The 18,324-nt window shown below is 63.5% G+C and carries 19 protein-coding genes; 8 read left to right on the forward strand and 11 right to left on the reverse strand.

Translation table 11 applies throughout. The annotated features are described in order from the left end of the window. Nucleotides 1-3: 3 nt before the first annotated feature. Nucleotides 4-726 carry a glycerophosphodiester phosphodiesterase gene (locus ACJA3S_RS08450; RefSeq protein ID WP_225777043.1) on the reverse strand — a complete coding sequence of 241 codons (723 nt, stop codon included), beginning with the start codon at nucleotides 724-726 and terminating at the stop codon, nucleotides 4-6. Nucleotides 727-757: 31 nt separating this feature from the next. Beyond that, nucleotides 758-1,342, reverse strand: a complete 585-nt coding sequence (locus ACJA3S_RS08455) for a PilZ domain-containing protein (protein WP_406821474.1) — start codon at nucleotides 1,340-1,342, stop codon at nucleotides 758-760. A gap of 93 nt (nucleotides 1,343-1,435) precedes the next feature. Here ACJA3S_RS08455 and ACJA3S_RS08460 point away from each other — a divergent pair, with 93 nt between their 5' ends. From ACJA3S_RS08460 to ACJA3S_RS08470, 3 genes are read left to right on the forward strand one after another with little or no spacing between them, the layout of a single operon-like run. After that, nucleotides 1,436-2,686, forward strand: coding sequence for a lipoprotein-releasing ABC transporter permease subunit (locus tag ACJA3S_RS08460; RefSeq protein WP_406821475.1), 1,251 nt, complete (start codon nucleotides 1,436-1,438; stop codon nucleotides 2,684-2,686). Between the two features lie 7 nt (nucleotides 2,687-2,693). Next, entirely contained in the window at nucleotides 2,694-3,377 is a 684-nt protein-coding gene (lolD, locus tag ACJA3S_RS08465; RefSeq protein ID WP_170029107.1) for a lipoprotein-releasing ABC transporter ATP-binding protein LolD, read from the forward strand. A gap of 60 nt (nucleotides 3,378-3,437) precedes the next feature. Then, nucleotides 3,438-4,679, forward strand: a complete 1,242-nt coding sequence (locus tag ACJA3S_RS08470; RefSeq protein WP_406821476.1) for a lipoprotein-releasing ABC transporter permease subunit — start codon at nucleotides 3,438-3,440, stop codon at nucleotides 4,677-4,679. Between the two features lie 137 nt (nucleotides 4,680-4,816). On the opposite strand, the gene ACJA3S_RS08475 is transcribed toward ACJA3S_RS08470, so the two are convergent. Then, nucleotides 4,817-6,169 (reverse strand): heavy metal sensor histidine kinase, encoded by a 1,353-nt coding sequence (locus ACJA3S_RS08475; protein WP_406821477.1) that lies wholly within the window; start codon nucleotides 6,167-6,169, stop codon nucleotides 4,817-4,819. Then, nucleotides 6,166-6,846: a two-component system response regulator CinR gene (gene cinR / locus ACJA3S_RS08480; protein WP_406821478.1), complete on the reverse strand. Its 681-nt coding sequence runs from the start codon at nucleotides 6,844-6,846 to the stop codon at nucleotides 6,166-6,168. Before cinR ends, ACJA3S_RS08475 begins: the two co-directional genes overlap by 4 nt. Before the next feature lie 176 nt (nucleotides 6,847-7,022). Between cinR and queF the strand changes: the two genes are divergently transcribed. After that, nucleotides 7,023-7,853 (forward strand): NADPH-dependent 7-cyano-7-deazaguanine reductase QueF, encoded by an 831-nt coding sequence (queF, locus tag ACJA3S_RS08485; RefSeq protein WP_406821479.1) that lies wholly within the window; start codon nucleotides 7,023-7,025, stop codon nucleotides 7,851-7,853. Between the two features lie 133 nt (nucleotides 7,854-7,986). On the opposite strand, the gene ACJA3S_RS08490 is transcribed toward queF, so the two are convergent. Both ACJA3S_RS08490 and ACJA3S_RS08495 read right to left on the reverse strand, forming a co-directional pair. Beyond that, nucleotides 7,987-8,250 (reverse strand): DUF4404 family protein, encoded by a 264-nt coding sequence (locus ACJA3S_RS08490; protein ID WP_015269548.1) that lies wholly within the window; start codon nucleotides 8,248-8,250, stop codon nucleotides 7,987-7,989. 122 nt (nucleotides 8,251-8,372) lie between these two features. After that, entirely contained in the window at nucleotides 8,373-8,936 is a 564-nt protein-coding gene (locus ACJA3S_RS08495) for a phosphonoacetaldehyde phosphonohydrolase-related protein (RefSeq protein ID WP_406821480.1), read from the reverse strand. Between the two features lie 198 nt (nucleotides 8,937-9,134). On the opposite strand from ACJA3S_RS08495, the gene ACJA3S_RS08500 reads away from it, so the two are divergent. Continuing rightward, on the forward strand, nucleotides 9,135-9,842 hold the full coding sequence (locus tag ACJA3S_RS08500; RefSeq protein ID WP_406821481.1) for a VacJ family lipoprotein: 708 nt from the start codon (nucleotides 9,135-9,137) through the stop codon (nucleotides 9,840-9,842). Nucleotides 9,843-10,026: 184 nt separating this feature from the next. Here ACJA3S_RS08500 and ACJA3S_RS08505 read toward each other — a convergent pair whose 3' ends face one another. After that, a complete protein-coding gene (locus ACJA3S_RS08505) occupies nucleotides 10,027-10,326 on the reverse strand; it encodes a PilZ domain-containing protein (protein WP_406821482.1) in 300 nt (99 codons plus the stop codon). Between the two features lie 281 nt (nucleotides 10,327-10,607). On the opposite strand from ACJA3S_RS08505, the gene rssB reads away from it, so the two are divergent. Continuing rightward, on the forward strand, nucleotides 10,608-11,792 hold the full coding sequence (rssB, locus tag ACJA3S_RS08510) for a two-component system response regulator RssB (RefSeq protein WP_170029115.1): 1,185 nt from the start codon (nucleotides 10,608-10,610) through the stop codon (nucleotides 11,790-11,792). Next, entirely contained in the window at nucleotides 11,789-12,271 is a 483-nt protein-coding gene (rssC, locus tag ACJA3S_RS08515; protein WP_019096598.1) for an anti-sigma factor antagonist RssC, read from the forward strand. Before rssB ends, rssC begins: the two co-directional genes overlap by 4 nt. A 139-nt stretch (nucleotides 12,272-12,410) precedes the next feature. Here rssC and ACJA3S_RS08520 read toward each other — a convergent pair whose 3' ends face one another. From ACJA3S_RS08520 to dusA, 3 genes are all read right to left on the reverse strand, one after another. Next, the gene (locus ACJA3S_RS08520; RefSeq protein ID WP_406821483.1) at nucleotides 12,411-14,261 is read right to left on the reverse strand and encodes an alkaline phosphatase D family protein; all 1,851 of its coding nucleotides are present in this window, start codon (nucleotides 14,259-14,261) and stop codon (nucleotides 12,411-12,413) included. A gap of 206 nt (nucleotides 14,262-14,467) precedes the next feature. Continuing rightward, nucleotides 14,468-15,394 carry a transaldolase gene (tal, locus tag ACJA3S_RS08525; protein ID WP_406821484.1) on the reverse strand — a complete coding sequence of 309 codons (927 nt, stop codon included), beginning with the start codon at nucleotides 15,392-15,394 and terminating at the stop codon, nucleotides 14,468-14,470. A 383-nt stretch (nucleotides 15,395-15,777) separates the two neighbouring features. After that, nucleotides 15,778-16,788 carry a tRNA dihydrouridine(20/20a) synthase DusA gene (gene dusA, locus ACJA3S_RS08530; protein WP_406821485.1) on the reverse strand — a complete coding sequence of 337 codons (1,011 nt, stop codon included), beginning with the start codon at nucleotides 16,786-16,788 and terminating at the stop codon, nucleotides 15,778-15,780. A 104-nt stretch (nucleotides 16,789-16,892) separates the two neighbouring features. Here dusA and ACJA3S_RS08535 point away from each other — a divergent pair, with 104 nt between their 5' ends. Beyond that, a complete protein-coding gene (locus tag ACJA3S_RS08535; protein WP_406821486.1) occupies nucleotides 16,893-18,014 on the forward strand; it encodes a tyrosine-type recombinase/integrase in 1,122 nt (373 codons plus the stop codon). Here the strand turns inward: ACJA3S_RS08535 and ACJA3S_RS08540 are convergent, their stop codons facing one another. Then, the gene (locus tag ACJA3S_RS08540; protein ID WP_084858161.1) at nucleotides 18,015-18,290 is read right to left on the reverse strand and encodes a pyocin activator PrtN family protein; all 276 of its coding nucleotides are present in this window, start codon (nucleotides 18,288-18,290) and stop codon (nucleotides 18,015-18,017) included. Nucleotides 18,291-18,324 lie beyond the last annotated feature (34 nt).

Consider the following 18,324-nt stretch of genomic DNA (forward strand, 5'->3'; position numbering starts at 1 on the left):
ATTTCAACCCTGCCCGAGGGTGGTCTTGGCCAAACCGGGAAAGTCTGTAATCAGGCTGTCCACGCCAAAGTCAGCGAGCCGGCGCATCAGTGCCGGTTCGTTGACCGTCCACACCGACACGTGCAACCCCTGGCTCTGCGCTTTCAACAGGCGCTCCGGCGTGCACAGTGTCCAGTTCAATGCCAGCAGGTCACAGCCGTAGTTCTGCGCCACCTTCAACGGGTCGAGCCAGGCGTATTCGGCCACCAGCCCGCGTTTCACATCCGGCACCAGTTCCTGTGCGGCACCCAGCACTTCGCGCGAGCTGGAGGTGATGGTCACCTTGTCCAGCAGGCCGTACTGCTGGGCCAGTTCACGGATCGCCAGCACGGTAGTAGCCGCGCGGGTGCGTGAAGCGCTTTTCACTTCCAGCTGCCAGTGCTCGAACGGGCATTTCTGGAACAGTTCTTCCAGCCGCGGGATGGGGCAGGGCTGGACGTGGCCCGGGCCGCCCTTGCGGGCGTCGATCCGGACCAGGTCGGCGGCGCTGTGTTCGACCACCTTGCCGCGCTTGCCGGTGGTGCGCTTGAGGGTGGGGTCGTGAATCACCATCAGCTCGTTGTCGGCCGACAGGTGCAGGTCCAGCTCGCAGCGGGTCACGCCGTGGGCCAGGCACTGCTGGAAGCTCTTCAGGGTATTCTCGGGTGCTTCGCCCTTGGCGCCGCGATGGCCGTAGATCAGGGTCACGTTCGTTCCTTCAAATCAGGGGGAAATGGGCTCAGGAGGCGGGGTCGTTCTGTTCCAGCTGCTGGCGCCGTTGTTGTTGCTGACGCTGCAGGATGTAGCGCGCCAGCAGTTGGCGCTGGGCGTCGGTCATGTCGGTGAATTCGGTGCCGACCTCGAAGCCGCCCTCCGGGCGCGGCTCGCAATGGCTGACCTTGCCGCGCAGCAGCAGGCCATGGGCGCGCGGCATCAGCACCATCTTCACCTTCACCCGGGTACCGGGGGCCAGCCGCGTGGTTTGGGTGAATTCGATGCCACCCTCGGAAATGACCACCGGCTGGGGCTGGCCCACTTCGCCGATCAGGGTCTGGGCAACCACCGCGCTGAGCAGGTCGAGGCGTTTGTTCTGCGCGCGCAGGAACGCGGCGAGGGTACGGTCCTTTTCGCTCAACTGGCGTAGCAGGTGCTGCGACTCGAAGTCGGACAGGTGCAGCTCGCTGAGCAGGTTGAACAGCGGCGAATCATCTTGCAACACATCTGGTTCAAGGGCTTCGGCCGCGCTGAGGGGGCTGATTTGAAGTGCGATCTGATCTTCGATGCGGTAGTATTCGCGGCGATCTTCTTCGTCTAATGTCGTCATGGCGAACCCAAGGTAGCGGCGGTGGTCCGAGTGTAAAGCCGCCGTAGGCGCCTCGCCACAAGGACGTTCCCTTTCATCCGAACAAGCCCCGACATGTTCAGACCTCTTTTCGCATTCATCGGCACGCGTTATACCCGTGCCAAACGTCGCAATCACTTCGTCTCGTTCATTTCCCTGACCTCGATGATCGGCCTCGCCCTGGGCGTGGTGGTGATGATCGTGGTGCTCTCGGTGATGAACGGTTTCGACCACGAGATGCGCACCCGCGTGCTGGGCATGATCCCGCATGCCACGCTGGAGAGCGGCCAGCCCATAGCCGACTGGCCGGCCCTTGCCCAACAAGTAAAGCAGAATCCGCAGGTGCTGGCGGTTGCGCCGTTCACCCAGATGCAGGGCCTGCTGACCCATGACGGCAAGGTGCAGAAGGTGCTGCTCAACGGTATCGACCCAGCCCGCGAGCGCGAGGTGTCGATCATCGACAGGTTCGTCCTGCAGGGCCGCCTCGACCAGCTGGCGCCGGGCGAGTGGGGCATCATGATCGGCGACAAGGCCGCGGCCAAGCTGGGGGTGTCGATTGGCGACAAGCTGACCTTCGTCGCCCCCGAGGTCAGCGTGACCCCGGCCGGCATGTTCCCACGCATGAAGCGCTTCACCGTGGTCGGTACCTTCCACGTCGGGGCGGGCGAGATCGATGGCTACCTGGGCCTGACCAACATCAGCGACCTGTCCCGCCTGCACCGCTGGAAACCCGACCAGGTGCAGGGCCTGCGCCTGAAGTTCGACGACCTGTTCCAGGCCCCGCGAGTGGCCTGGGACATCGCCCAGCGCCTGGGTGAGCAGGAGTTCTACAGCCGTGACTGGACCCGCACCCACGGCAACCTGTACCAGGCGATCCGCATGGAAAAGGCCATGATCGGCCTGCTGTTGCTGCTGATCGTGGCCGTGGCGGCATTCAACATCATTTCCACCTTGGTCATGGTGGTCAACGACAAGCGCGGCGACATCGCCATCCTGCGCACCCTGGGCGCCACGCCCGGGCAGATCATGCTCATCTTCATGGTCCAGGGCACGGTGATCGGGGTGATCGGTACCCTGATCGGCGCCGTGGTCGGGGTCGTCGCCGCGCTGAACGTCAGCGCGGTGATCGCCGGCATCGAGAAACTGATCGGGCACAAGTTCCTCAATGCCGACGTGTACTTCATCGATTACCTGCCGTCGCAGATCCAGGCCCAGGACGTGTACATGGTCTGTGCTGCGGCGCTAGTCCTGAGTTTCTTCGCCACCCTGTACCCGGCCTGGCGTGCGGCGCGCACCCAGCCTGCAGAGGCGCTACGTTATGAGTGAGTCGCGCATGAGTGATAAAGCCGTTCTGAGTTGCCGCAACCTGGGCAAGTCCTACGACGAGGGCCCGGAGTCGGTGCAGGTACTGTCCGGGCTCAACCTCGAGCTGCACGCCGGTGAGCGCGTGGCCATCGTCGGCAGTTCGGGCTCCGGCAAGAGTACCTTGCTCAACCTGCTGGGCGGCCTCGACCGGCCGACCCAGGGCAGCGTCTGGCTGGCCGGCGAGGAGCTGTCGGCGCTGGGCGAGCGGGCGCGCGGCCTGCTGCGCAACCGGGAGCTGGGCTTTGTCTACCAGTTCCACCACCTGCTGCCGGAGTTCACGGCCATCGAAAACGTGTGCATGCCGTTGCTGATCGGCCGCACACCGATCCCCGAAGCCCGTGAGCGTGCCGAGGCGCTGCTCAAGCGGGTCGGCCTGGCCCACCGTTACAACCACAAGCCGGCCGAGCTGTCCGGCGGCGAGCGCCAGCGGGTGGCGATTGCCCGGGCGCTGGTCAACCGCCCCGGCCTGGTGATGCTCGACGAGCCGACCGGCAACCTCGATCACCACACCGCGCAGGGCATCCAGGAGTTGATGCAGGAACTGTCCAGTGCCTCGCGCACCGCGTTCCTGGTGGTGACCCACGACCTCAACCTGGCACGCCAGATGGATCGCGTGCTGAAGCTCGACGACGGTCACCTGGTGGCGATCTGATCGACTGCACGGGGTGGCCGCGCTGCCCCGTTTTCCTGTTTTCATTGGGTGTTTCCGTACATGTTCAGACCCTTGCCCATCTTCATCGGCGCGCGCTACACCCGAGCCAAGCGCCGCAACCACTTCATCTCGTTCATTTCGATGACCTCGATGATCGGCCTGTCGCTGGGCGTACTGGCGATGATCGTGGTGCTGTCGGTGATGAACGGTTTCCAGCGCGAAATGAGCTCGCGCATTCTCGGCCTGGTACCGCACGCCGCCATCCTCGGCGCGCAGCCACTGGATGACTGGCACAAGGTGGCCGATGCGGCCCTGCAGGACCCGGCAGTGATGGCAGCAGCGCCGATTACCGAAATGGAAGGCATGCTGTCGTACAAGGGGGCGATGCAGCCGATCCAGGTCGGCGGCATCGACCCGGCCGAGGAGGGCAAGGTCTCGATCGTCGGTCAGCACATCGTCCAGGGCCGCCTGCAGGACCTGCAGCCGGGCGAGTTCGGGGTGGTCATCGGCGAGCTGACCGCACGCCGCTTCCGCCTCAACACCGGTGACAAGCTGACCCTGATCGTGCCGGAAATCAGCAAGGAACCCGGCGGTATCACCCCGCGCATGCAGCGCCTGAGCGTGGTCGGCATCTTCAAGGTGGGTGCCGAGCTGGACGGCTCGCAGGCCTACATCCATGTGGCCGATGCCGGCGCCATGCAGCGCTGGGCGCCGGGCCAGGTGCAGGGCGTGCGCCTGAAGCTGCACGACCTGTATGCCGCGCCGCAGGTGTCCAAGGCCATCGCTGCCAGGCTGGGCGATGCCTACCGTGCCGATGACTGGTCGCATACCCAGGGCAGCCTGTTCAGCGCCATGAAGATGGAAAAAACCATGATCGGCCTGCTGTTGATGATGATCATCGCGGTGGCCGCGTTCAACATCATCGCCACCCTGGTGATGGTGGTGAACGACAAGGGCCCCGACATCGCCATCCTGCGCACCCTGGGTGCCACGCCGGCGCAGATCATGGGCACGTTCATGGTCCAGGGCAGCCTGATCGGCATCGTCGGTACGCTGATTGGCGGCGTGCTGGGGGTGATTGCAGCGTTCAATGTCAGCCAGATCGTCGGCTGGCTGGAGCGGGTGAGCGGGCAGCACATCTTTACTTCGGATGTGTACTTCATCAGCAGCCTGCCATCGCAGTTGCAATGGGGCGATGTAGCGATCATCTGCACGGCCGGGTTGGTGATGAGCTTCCTGGCGACCATCTACCCGGCTTATCGGGCATCGCAGGTGCAGCCGGCGATTGGCTTGGCTGTCTGATATCTGCTTGCGATCTTGGGGCGCTTTGCGCCCCATCGCGACACAAGGCTGCTGCTACAAGGGTTTGAGCTCAACCTGATCGCTGTCCCCTGTAGGAGCGGCCTTGTGTCGCGATGGGCTGCAAAGCAGCCCCCAGTTCACCGATCTTGAGTGAACTCGATGACGAACCGCGTCCAGCCCTCCACACACTCTGCCCGGATTCGCCCGCCATGGGCCTGCACGATCGACCGGGTAATCGCCAGCCCCAACCCCGCATGCTCGCTACTGCCTTCGCGCCGCGCCGGGTCCACCCGGTAGAAGCGGTCGAACAGCCGCGGTAATGCGGCCGGCTCGATGGCCCCTCCGGTATTGGCCACGCACAGCGTCGGCCCAGGCGCCAGCGTCACCTGTATCTGCCCACCCTCGGGGGTAAAGCGCAAGGCATTGTCGAGCAGGTTGGACAGCGCTCGGCGCAGCATGTGCCGGTCGCCCTGCAGCCAGGCCTCACCCTCGCGCGACAGCTGTACGTTGCTGTCCTCGGCCAGCGGGGCGTAGTACTCCAGCAGCGCATCCACTTCCTCATGCAGCGCCAGCGGCGCTCGCCCCGGTACCAGCAGGCCATGGTCGGCCTTGGCCAGGAACAGCATGTCGTTGATCATCTGCGCCATCCGCTGCAGTTCTTCCAGGTTGCCATGCAGGGCCTCGCGGTACTCTTCAAGGCTGCGCGGGCGAGTGAGGGTGACCTGGGTATGGGTCAGCAGGTTGGACAGCGGTGTGCGCAGCTCGTGGGCGATGTCGGCAGAGAATGCCGACAGGCGCTGGAAGGCATCGTCCAGACGCTGCAGCATGGCGTTCATGGCAGTGGCCAGCTCGGCCAGCTCTTCGGGCATTTGTGCCACCGGCAGGCGGGTGGTCAACGAACGTGCCGACACGCTGGCGGCTACCTGGCCCATCTGCCGCAACGGGCGCAGCCCGCGGCGTGCGGCCCAGGCACCGAGCAGCGCGGTGGCCAGCGCCGACAGGCCGACCGTCAACCAGATCAGGCGCTGCATGCCCTGCAGGAAGTGCTGGTGGTGGGTGATATCGAGGTACAGGGTCAGTTGCGGCGACTGCGCGGCGTCTTGTACCAGATGTACGGCCAGGCTGCGGTAGTCCGTGCCTTGCTCATGCAAGGTTGCCAGCCCGTCGGGCAGCGGAGCCTGGGGCAGGCCCGTGCGGCTTTCGAACCAGGTGGCACCGTCGCTGCCACTGATGCGCAGGGCCAGGTCGGCCTGGTGGCCGAGTTCATCGCGCAGCGCTGGCAGGCGCGCCTGCAGTTCGGCCGCGCTACTGAGGCCGGCCAGCTGGGAACGGAACAGCGACAGGCGCGAGTCGAGCAGTTGCTGGTCCAGTTCGACGAAGTGCTGCGCACTGGCCCGGCTGAATATCAGGCCGGCGCCGAGCGAGACGGCGGCAGTGCAGGCGGCGAACAGCAGGGCCAGGCGGCTGCCAAGGGAAACCCGGCGCATCATTCCTCGCGCTCTTCGAGGACGTAGCCCATGCCGCGCACGGTGTGGATCAGCTTGTTGCGGTGCGGGTCGTCGATCTTCAGCCGCAGGCGGCGGATCGCGACCTCGATCACATTGGTGTCGCTGTCGAAATTCATGTCCCACACCTGCGAAGCGATCAGCGATTTGGGCAGCACCTCGCCCTGGCGGCGCAGCAGCAGTTCGAGCAGGGCGAACTCCTTGGCGGTCAGGTCGATGCGCTGGCCGGCACGCTCGGCGCGCCGGCGGATCAGGTCCAGGCGCAGGTCGGCCAGGCCGAGGGTGGTGTCCTGGCTGGGGCTGGTGCCTCGGCGCAACAGGCTGCGCACCCGTGCCAGCAGTTCGGAGAAGGCGAACGGCTTGACCAGGTAATCGTCGGCGCCCAGCTCCAGCCCGTGGACCCGGTCCTCGACCGCGTCGCGGGCGGTGAGGAACAGCACCGGTGTATCCAGGCCGGCCTGGCGCACGGCCTGGAGAATCTGCCAGCCGTCCCGCCCGGGCAGCATCACGTCGAGGATCAGCAGGTCGTGGTCGCCGGTCAGCGCCAGGAACTGGCCGGTCTCGCCGTCGTTGGCCAGCTCGGTGGCGAAGCCGGCTTCGTTCAGGCCCTGGCTCAGGTATTGCCCGGTGCGGGCCTGGTCTTCGACGATCAGCAGTTTCATGGGGTGCATGGCTCCAGGTAGCGCAGGGCTTTGGCCGAGATGATACGTGACGATGCAGCCGCGCGGCCAAACTGACAAAGTTGTAATTCCCCGGTAACCGCCTGGTGACTTGCGCTCCAAGGCAGGGCGCAAAACCGGTAGACTAGGCACAATTTCGAACCTTCAGGTCAGTTTCCATGCATCCCGCTGCCGAACATTCCCCGCTGGGCAAGTCCAGCGAATACATCGCCACCTATTCCCCGCAGCTGCTGTTCCCGATCCCGCGTACCGCGAAATGGGCCGAACTGGGGGTCACTGCCCAGACCTTGCCCTGGCAGGGTGTGGATTACTGGAACTGCTTCGAGCTGAGCTGGCTGCTGCCCTCGGGCAAGCCGGTGGTGGCGATCGGCGAGTTCGCCATCCCGGCCGATTCGCCGAACATCATCGAGTCGAAGTCGTTCAAGCTGTACCTCAATTCGCTGAACCAGACCGTGTTCGCCTCGCCTGGCGAGCTGCAGGCCTGCCTGGAGAAAGACTTGTCCACCGCTGCCGGCAAGCCGGTTGGCGTGCAGCTGCGCAGCCTGGCCGAAGTCGAGGCGCAGGGCGTGGTGGCCTTGCCGGGGCAGTGCATCGATGCGCTGGACGTTGCCATCAGCAACTACCAGCAGCCGCAGCCCGAACTGCTGCGCTGCAACCCGGATCAGGTGGTGGAAGAAACCCTGCACAGCCACCTGCTGAAGTCCAATTGCCCGGTCACCGGCCAGCCGGACTGGGGCAGCGTGGTGGTCGAGTACAAGGGCCCGGCGCTGGACCCTGCCAGCCTGCTGACCTACCTGGTCAGCTTCCGCCAGCATGCCGACTTCCATGAGCAGTGCGTGGAACGGATCTACCTCGACCTGAAGAACCTGCTGCAGCCGGAGTTTCTGACGGTGTATGCGCGCTATGTGCGCCGCGGTGGGCTGGACATCAACCCGTACCGCAGCACCCGTGCGATCAGCCCGCAGAACCAGCGCCTGGTTCGCCAGTAAGGTATCGGGGCCGCTTTGCGGCCCACCGCCGGCACGCCAGCTCCTGCAGGGTTTGCAGATGGCCCGAGGCCGATGCGGTCGAGGTCGGAGCTGGCGTGCCGGTGAAAGGGGGGGCAAAGCACCCCCCGCTTTTTCAGATGCCCATGCTGTGCAGCGAGTTGGCAATGCTGCGCAGGGTGGCGGTGAGGTCGGGGTGGTCGGCCTCGAAGCGTTCGATCGCCAGGTTCACGCCGTCTACCAGGTTATGGTCTGGGGTGGCTTCTTCAAGTTTCAGTTGCGCCTCGATCTGGCGCGCTTCTTCATGCAGCGCGGCCAGTTCTTCGTCAGAAAGCGGCACGTTGCGGTCCAGTTGCTCGCGCAAGCTGTTCAGGCGCTCTTGCAATTCGCGGGCAGGCATTGGTAGTTCTCCATCAATGGCTTGGCAAGCCATGGACCTCAGCGAAGCGGCAAAGGTTCTGGCTTGTGTTCAGCGTAATCCACCTGCCGCAGCTTTGCATGATCCGTGTCAACGCTGCTGTATCAGGGTTTTTCGCCCTTGCGCCGGCGCTGGGCGATGTCCAGCAGGCAGGTGTCCAGCGCTTCGAGGTGGTCGATCACCGAATGCACACCCAGGCTGAACAGTTCCAGCGTCGCCTTGCCCCGGGCCAGGTCCTGTTGCTGCGCGGTCATGGCCTGCCAGTGCCGCGAGCTGGGGTTGCAGTACGGGCTGCAAGCGGCCAGCCCCACCGTCCACAGCCCCGCATTGAGGCCAGACTGCAGCAACTGCGGCTCGCCACTGACCAGCACGCAGCCATCCAGGCGTGCGCTGCCCAGCGTCATCAGCGCCTGCCAGCAGGCGTTCGGCGCCGGCCAGCGTGCGCCCTGCACGGTGTGCCCTGGCAGCCAGTCGGGCAGTACCTGGGCCAGGCGCTGGTTCTGGTTGGCGTCGAGCTCATCCAGCCAGATGCACGGCACCTGGCGCTGGCGCAGGCTGGCCAGGCTGGCCAGCGCGCCAGGAGCGGGCGAGGGTGCGCCGTCGGCGGTTTGCACCAGGCAGCCACGCAAGCCGAACAGCACAGCGGTGAAGGCGGGTGCAGCGTCCATGGCAACGTCCCCCAAATAGTCCGCAGGCTATTCGGCGATTGTTACCGCCCGGTGACAGCGGGTATCGCGCAACAGTTGTTCACAAATTATTGAGCAACGTTGTGTAAAGCTGCTTATCAGCCCGCAAGCCTCTATACTGCCGCGGTACAGCAGCGCCCCGTTGCGCTTGCGGCCGAGAAATCCGATGGAGAAACACCTATGCGTAGGATCGGTGCCAGTGTGATCGAACGTGTCACCCAGGCCTGTGTCTGCGCCAGCATGCTGCTGGCGCCCGTGGCAGCTACCCAGGCCGCCACCGAGGAAGATCCCTGGGAAGCGGTCAACCGCCCGATCTTCCGCTTCAACGATGCGCTTGACACCTATGCCCTCAAGCCTCTGGCCAAGGGCTACCAGGCGGTTACCCCGCAGTTCCTCGAAGATGGCATCCATAACATCTTCCGCAACCTCGGTGATGTGACCAACCTGGCCAACGACCTGTTGCAGTTCAAGCCGCATGCGGCGGGCGTGGACACGGCGCGACTGATCGTCAACACCACCTTCGGCCTGGGCGGCTTCTTCGACGTCGGCACCCGGATGGGGTTGCAGCGCAACGACGAAGACTTCGGCCAGACCCTCGGCTACTGGGGCGTGCCGAGTGGCCCGTACGTGGTCATCCCGCTGCTGGGGCCGAGCACCGTGCGTGACGGCGTGGCCAAGTACCCGGACACCTATACCGAACCCTACCGCTACATCGACCATGTGCCGACGCGCAATTCGATCTTCGCCCTGGACGTGATCGACACCCGCGCCGACCTGCTCTCGGCCGAAAAGCTGATCCAGGGTGACAAGTACATCTTCATTCGCAATGCCTACCTGCAGAACCGCGAGTTCAAGGTCAAGGATGGCGAGGTCGAAGACGACTTCTGATCTGCTGCCTGGCTGGTCCTGCGCGATTCCCCTTCCTGCGCGATTCCCCGTGTAGGAGCGGCCTTGTGTCGCGATGGGCTGCGCAGCAGCCCCGGCGATTCATGCAGCAAAGCTGAAACCGGGGGCTGCTGCGCAGCCCATCGCGACACAAGGCCGCTCCTACAAGGGGCGCCAGGCAGGGCGATCACTGCATGGCCAGAATCCGCAGGCCGAACTTCTGCTGGCCACCCGGCTGGTCGGCAATCCACACCACTTCGGTGCTGGCATGCAGCCCCTTCAACGCCGGATGCTCGGATTCGATCCGCACCTCGATCCGGTCCCCCACCTGGAAGCGCCGCGCCGCCTGTACCTGCATGCCACTGCTGGACAGGTCCAGGCACACAGCGGCGATCACCTGGCCTTCATGCAACAGGCTGACCTCGGCGTCGATGCGCATGCGGATGAAGTCGCGTTTTTCGGCATGGCTGGAGGGCGTGTGGGACATGCGGCATGCTTCCTGTCGGTTACGCTGGACGACTTTCTTATAACTCCCGGTGATTTGCGCTGTAAAGTGCGGCGAGGTCGACCCTTGCATGCTTGAAACGCCTGCCGGATGGGAGTACCGTCTGCGCCTTACAAGGTTAGCTCTCACAGTTGCCGGACAGTTGCCTGGCAGGTGTTCTTGTCCTACAACTCAAGTAGAGTGTGACCATAGAGAATTCCCGTAGCTGGCCGTCTGCCTTGCCGACCCCGCTGCACCAACCCCAATCGGCGCCGTTCGCCCACATGCAGAAAACCAGTGCAACGCTGCTGATCATCGATGACGACGACGTGGTCCGTGCAAGCCTCGCCGCCTATCTTGAAGACAGTGGTTTCAGCGTCCTCCAGGCCGGCAATGGCCAGCAGGGGCTTCAGGTCTTCGAAGAACACCAGCCCGACCTCGTGATCTGCGATCTGCGCATGCCGCAGATGGGCGGCCTCGAGCTGATTCGCCAGGTCAGCGAGCGCGCGCCGCAATTACCGGTGATCGTGGTGTCCGGTGCCGGCGTCATGAGCGATGCGGTGGAAGCGTTGCGCCTGGGCGCGGCCGACTACCTGATCAAGCCGCTGGAAGACCTGGCCGTGCTCGAGCACTCGGTGCGCCGGGCGCTCGACCGTTCGCGCCTGGTGCTGGAAAACCAGCGCTACCGCGACAAGCTCGAAGCCGCCAACCGCGAGCTGGAGGCCAGCCTGCACTTGTTGCAGGAGGACCAGACAGCCGGTCGCCAGGTGCAGATGAACATGCTGCCGGAAAGCCCCTGGGTGGCCGGCGAGTTCGCCTTCGAGCACCAGATCATCCCGTCGCTGTACCTGTCGGGTGACTTTGCCGATTATTTCCGCGTGGACGAACGGCGCATCGCCTTCTACCTGGCCGATGTGTCCGGGCATGGCGCCTCGTCGGCGTTCGTCACCGTGCTGCTGAAGTTCATGACCACGCGCTTGTTGTTCGAATTCAAGCGCAGCGGCAAGATGCGCGAATTCAAACCTTCGCAGGTACTCAGCCACATCAACCGCGGGCTGATCAACTGCAAGCTGGGCAAGCACGTGACCATGGTCGGCGGGGTGATCGACGAGGACACCGGCCTGCTGACCTACGCCGTAGGCGGCCATCTGCCGTTGCCGGTGCTGCATACCCCTGAGCATACCCGTTACCTGGAAGGCCGCGGCCTGCCGGTGGGGTTGTTCGACGAGGCCAACTACCAGGACCTGGTGGTGGAACTGCCGCCGCGGTTCAGCCTCACGCTGATGTCCGATGGCATTCTGGACCTTTTGCCGGGTGACACGCTCAAAGATAAAGAAACCGCCCTGCCGGAAATCGTCAGGGCAGCAGGTGGCAGCCTGGATGGGCTGCGTCAACGTTTTGGATTGGCTACGCTTGGGGAGATGCCGGATGATATCGCCCTATTGGTGTTGAGCAGGAACCTTCAATGAGTACCGGTAGAATTCAGTTCGCCGAGCAGAGCGGTACCTTTGTACTGAAATTCGTCGGTGAAGTGCGTCTGACCCTGTGTTCGGCGCTGGATGCGACGATCGAGAAGATCTTCACCGCGTTGAACTTCTCGGCGATTGTCATCGACCTGACCGAAACCGAGAGCATCGACAGCACCACCCTGGGCCTGCTGGCCAAGCTGTCGATCCTGTCGCGGCAGAAGGTAGGCCTGCTGCCGACCGTGGTCACTACCAATCCGGACATTTCCCGGTTGTTGCAGTCGATGGGCTTCGATCAGGTGTTCAACATCGTCGATCGTCCGATTCCATGCCCGGAGTGCCTGACCGACCTGCCATCGCAGGACCAGAATGAGGACGTGGTGCGCTCCAAGGTACTGGAGGCGCACAAGATCCTCATGGGCCTGAACGATTCCAACCGCGAAGCCTTCCATGACCTGGTCAGTGCGCTGGAGCGGAGCTGATCTGCAGCCTGTGCCGGCCTCTTCGCGGCTAAAGCCGCTCCCACAGGTACCGCACAGGCTTCAAGACAGGTGAGATCCCTGTGGGAGCGGCTTCAGCCGCGAAGAGGCCAGCAACGCCCCCACAACACCATCAGGCCAGTCACTCTCGCCGCGCAAACTCGGTCGCTTCACTGCCATCTGCACTCAGCTGAAGAACCCGCGCCGGTCGCCCCTGTTCATCGAAGAACACCTGCCCCAACCCCGCCCCATTCCACAACCGCTCCCCGGCCTTGCTGCGGCTGGGCGTGCGTGGCACGACCTCCATCTGCCGGCGTTTGGTAAACCAGTTCAGTGGTGAATGTGGCGAGTACAACCAGCGGTTGAGCCTGTCCAGCACGTCCAGCAAGCGCCGCGGGAACTCGTTCTTGATCCCGCTGCTAGTCACCTGCCAGAGATGCGGGCTGCGCTGGCGATGGCGGATCAGCACCTCGTAGACGAACGAATAGTGCACATCGCCTGAGAGAATCACGTAGTGCCCAGGCGTGCGCGAATGGCGGAAGATGTTGAGGATGACCTGGGCCGCACCGCGATGGGCCATCCAATTCTCGGCATCCACCAGCAGCGGGTAGCCCAGCCAGCTGAATACCTTCTGCACCGTCTCGATCAGCTTGACGCCAAAGATCGGCGCAGGCGACACGATGATTGCCGACGGGTGGTCCAGCAGCGCGAGCTGCAGTTCGCTCAGCGCCTCCCAGTCCAGCAGGCCAGACGGCTTGGCCAGGCTGCTCTCGCTGCGCCAGCGGCGGGTGCGGGTGTCCAGCACCAGCAAGGGCGGGTTGCTGGGCAGGCTGAACTGCCAGCCCTGGAAGCGCAGCAGTTCGCCGATCAGCTCGTCCTGGGGCTGGCTGCCAAGCGCCTGGCATTGGCTGATCAGTGCCTGGCAAGCGTCCGGGTCGTTACCCCAGGCCTGGCACAGCAGGTAGCCGAGCAGGGCGTTGCCGATGATCCGCCGCGAGAAGGGGTGGCCATAGGCGGTTGCTTCCCACTGTGCCGACAGGTTCCAGTCGTCGGTGATGTCGTGGTCGTCGAAGATCATCAGGCAGGGCAGGTGGGCCATCACCCGTGCAACCTGGCCAAGCTTGTCGGCAAACGCCTGGATCAGCGGCAGCTCCTGCTGGTAGCGGGCCTGGCGCGGCGCGCTGAGCCCGCTGGGCATGTCCAGGTTCACCAGCTGCCAGGGTACGGGGGACCACACCAGCAGGTACATGGCCATGACCTCGGCGAAGGTCACCAGGTGGTTATCGGCATTACTCGACGAGAAGATCGGCTTGCGCTTGCCGCCGAAGAAACGTTCGCGCAGGGTCTCGTTGCGCTCCTGGGCCGGCAGCAGGTCGGCACGGTGGTAGTAGCAGGCCGGGTGCTGGTACAACGCCTGGCTGTCGGCGACCACGGCGCCCTCCAAGGGTTCGTCGAACAGGCCCAGGCATGCGATCAGGGCATGGATGGCGCGCAACATCGGGCCAGCGACGTCGTCGGCGTACACCTGGTCGCCGGTCATCAGCAGCACGGCGGGGCGTTCTGCGGGTTTTTCGCAGGCCTGCAGCAGGCGGTCGGCGCACAGCAGGCCATCGGCGGCCGGGAAATGCGGCTTGCGACAGGAACCATGCAACAGGTGGTCGAGCCGATCGCGCAGTACCAGGCTTGGGCGCTGGGTGCCGGTGTAGAGCAAGTGTGGCGCCCAGTCGGCGATGCCCTGACCATTGATGAGCAGGTCATAGTCGAGCAGTTGGTTGCAGGGCAGTGGCTGGACGAAGTGGATATCCAGCAGGTGGATGAAGGCGTGCTGGCCCACCGCGACCACCTGGCAATCGACCCGGGCCTCGCTTGCCGGAAAGATGAATTCGGGTTGCAGTGGTTGCGTGGCGACCAGCCAGATGGCCAGGCGCTGGGGTTCCAGGCGGCGCAGTACCGGGCCGGCGAGTACGAGGGGCAATGGGGTAGGGGAGGTCATCGACAGCTCGGGGGCTATGCGGGCCCTTTCGCGGGCACGCCCGCTCCCACAGGTATGGCGGCGCTTTCAAGCACTGTGGAGATCCCTGTGGGAGCGGGCGTGCCCGCGAAGAGGTCCGAGAAACAAATACACAACTATGCCTCGGTAAAACAAAACGGGCGAAAAATGCTGAACACTTCCCGCCCGTCAGGCAAACCCGAAATGTATCAGGCCTTTTCAGCCATCAACTTCTCCAGCTTCTCCTGGTCCCGCGCGAACTGGCGAATACCCTCGGCCAGTTTCTCGGTACCCATGGCATCTTCGTTCATGGCCCAGCGGAACTGGCTTTCGTTCAGGTGCTGCTTGGGCTCGCCGGCATTGCCCGGCTTCAGCACCTGCGGCAGGTTACCCTGGTCGTCGCTGAGCTGCTGCAGCAGCTCTGGGCTGATGGTCAGGCGATCGCAGCCGGCCAGCTGCTCGATCTGGCCGATATTGCGGAAACTGGCGCCCATGACCACGGTTTTGTAGCCGTTGGCCTTGTAGTAGTTGTAGATACGAGTGACCGACTGCACGCCCGGGTCTTCGGCGCCCACGTATTCCTGGCCGGTGCTTTTCTTGTACCAGTCGTAGATGCGCCCCACGAAGGGTGAAATCAGGAACACCCCGGCATCGGCGCAGGCCTGGGCCTGGGCGAAAGAGAACAGCAGGGTGAGGTTGGTCTGGATGCCTTCCTTCTCCAGCTTCTCGGCGGCGCGGATACCTTCCCAGGTGGAAGCCAGCTTGATCAGCACGCGATCACGGCCCACGCCGGCGGCCTCGTACAGTTCGATCAGCTTGCGGGCTTTTGCCAGCAGGGCTGGCTCATCGAACGACAGGCGGGCATCCACCTCGGTGGAAATTCGCCCGGGGATGACCTTGAGGATGCCCGAACCCACGGCCACCGCGAAGCGGTCGCAGGCCAGGTCGACATCGCCCTTGGCGTCGGCTTTCACCTGCTTGAGCAGGTCGGCATAACCAGGGATGGCAGCGGCTTTGAGCAACAGCGACGGGTTGGTGGTGGCATCGACCGGTTTCAGCCGGGTGATGGCGTCCAGGTCCCCGGTGTCGGCGACCACGGTGGTGAACTGCTTGAGTTGTTCCAGCTTGGAGGTCATGGGCGTGCTCTGTCCTGTGCAATGACTCGACATTACCCGAGCCCCGACGGCCGCTCAAGGGCCTGGGCGCGGGCTTGCCCGGAAGGGCTGTGCGAAAGGTGAAGATTCGAGTCGCAAGCTGGCCTGAGGTTCCGCAGCGGGTTGCCTGACAGCAGATCTACTGGCTGGCGTAAGTGTCTTGCTCGGGATCCACAGGTTGCCCACTCTTTGTAGCAGTGGGTATGCCCGCGGACACCGGCTAGGCCGATGCCAGCCACCGCGCCGCCTGCAGCCCGGATAAATCCGCTCCTACAGTTATAGCCGTACTTGTAGGAGCGGATTTATCCGCAATCACCGGCGAAGCCGGTGCCAGCCACACGCCACCTGCTTCAGCGGTAAATTGCTCAGCGCCCCTGCAGCAGCTCCACGGCCTGGTCAAACACCGCCAGCGGCTCCGCTGCCTTGTGGATGTCTGCCGACAGCAACTGACGGAACCGCCGCGCGCCTTTGAACCCTTGGGCCAACCCCAGGATATGCCGGGTAACGTGATGCATGGCCCCGCCCGCCTGCATGTGCGCGACGATATAAGGCCGCAACTGCGCCAGCGCCTCACTACGGCTGACCACCGGCGCTTCGCTGCCAAACAGCTGCTGGTCCACCTCGGCCAGCAAGTAGGGGTTATGGTACGCCTCGCGGCCGAGCATCACGCCGTCGAAGGTCTGCAGGTGCGCCTGGCACTCGGCCAAGGTCTTGATGCCGCCATTGAGCACGATCTCCAGGTCCGGGAAGTCCGCCTTCAACTGCGCCGCCACGTCATAGCGCAGCGGCGGGATCTCACGGTTTTCCTTCGGCGACAACCCTTCCAGGATCGCGATCCGCGCATGCACGGTAAAACTGCGGCAGCCGGCCTCGCGCACCTGGCCGACGAAGTCGCACAGCTCGGCGTAGCTGTCACGGCCATTGATACCGATGCGGTGCTTGACCGTCACCGGGGTCGACACGGCATCGCGCATGGCCTTCACGCAATCGGCCACCAGCGCCGGGTGGGCCATCAGGCAGGCGCCGATCATGTTGTTCTGCACCCGGTCACTGGGGCAGCCGACGTTGAGGTTGACCTCGTCGTAGCCGGCTTCTTCGGCCAGGCGGGCACACGCGGCCAGGTCGGCCGGTACGCTGCCGCCCAGTTGCAAGGCCAGCGGGTGCTCGGAGGCATCGTGGCGGAGGAATCGGTGGGCGTCGTTGTGCAGCAGGGCGCCGGTGGTGACCATTTCGGTGTAGAGCAGGGTTTGCCTGGAGAGCAGGCGCAGGAAGAACCGGCAGTGGCGGTCGGTCCAGTCCATCATGGGTGCAACGGAAAACCGGCGGGACGGCTCAGAGCGCGTGGTTTGTGGCTTTGGGGCTGATTCTAGGGGCATTCTGGTCTACGCATTTTTGTGCCGTTTTTGGGGGTTTTTGGGCGTTTTTGGTGTGACAGTGGTACCATGTACCACCGCCAATCACGCTTGTACCACCGAAAATCATGGCAACGATCAGAGCAAGGAAAAAGGCCGATGGGACGGTCAGCTACACCGTCCAGATCCGCCTCAAGAAAAAGGGTGTCATAGTTTACCAAGAAGCCCAGACATTCGCCCGCAAGCAGGCTGCTCAAGCCTGGGCGAAGCGACGAGAGACCGAATTGGCAGTACCTGGTGCGATCGAGCGCGCCAATCGCCAGGGGCACACGGTCAAGGAGATGATCGAGCGCTATTTGATTGAGGCGGAGAAAGCCCGGCCTCTGGGTGAGACCAAGCGCCTAACCCTCAATGCCATCAAGAAGAGCTATTTGGGGGAGAAAATCGATTCGGACATCAGCCAGCAAGTACTGGTGGATTATGCGCTTTGGCGCATGGGGCCAGAGGGCGGCTCAGTAAAGCCTCAGACTGCAGGCAATGATTTGGCTCACCTGGGTTCGGTACTGTCCTTGGCCAGGGCGGCTTGGGGGTACGAGATCAATCCGTTGGCAATGCCCGACGCTCGTCTGGTCCTGAAGAAGTTCGGTTACAACATGAGGAGTCGCGAGCGAGATCGCAGACCCACATTGGATGAGCTTGATAAGGTGATGGAGCATTTCTTCGAGATGCTGCAGCGCAGGCCGTCTGTCATTCACATGCCCAAGGTGGTGGCGTTCGCGATCTTTTCGACAAGACGAATGGACGAAATCACGCGCATTCTCTGGGATGATCTGGATGAGCACCGGAAAGCAGTGAAAGTGCGGGATATGAAAAACCCCGGGCAGAAGTTGGGTAATGATGTCTGGTGTCATTTACCAGATGAGGCGTGGCAGATTGTGCAGAGCATGCCGCATGAGTGCCCTGAGATATTCCCGTACAACACTGACTCGGTCGGCACTGCTTGGGCTAAAGCGTGCAAGATGAAAGGTATCAAGGATCTCCACTTTCACGACCTGCGACACGAAGGTGTGAGCCGATTGTTCGAGATGGATTGGGATATACCTAGGGTTGCGAGCGTCTCCGGTCATCGCGATTGGAACTCTATGCGGCGTTATACGCATCTGCGCGGTAGAGGAGACGGGTACAAGGGCTGGAAGTGGTTGGATCAAATTATCCAGGCGCCGGTGAAGCTCGGCGCCCGGGTAGGTTAGTTAGCCTGCGCGTAGAGGTTTGTTCAGCTGCGCGCACTCGAGGCGTGCGGCTTCCCGCTGTTGGTCAAGATAAAGGGCTAGATCGGCGATGTGCACGCCTCTGGCGCTTTTCTGGCTCGATTCCAGCCTGGTGATCGGTAGCTTGATCTGCCCGGCCAGCACCTTGCGTTGAAACATGTCCGGAGTCAGGTGTGTGAAGTAATCGGTGCACACCTGCTCAATCGAGATGATCGCTTTGCCGTTGTATTGCGCCATCAGAACGAAAGCAGTGTTCATGCGCGCCTCCCCAGTGCTTGTTTTGCGGCCACAT

The sequence above is a fragment of the Pseudomonas sp. KnCO4 genome, from assembly GCF_045344305.1.
Taxonomy (GTDB): domain Bacteria; phylum Pseudomonadota; class Gammaproteobacteria; order Pseudomonadales; family Pseudomonadaceae; genus Aquipseudomonas; species Aquipseudomonas anuradhapurensis.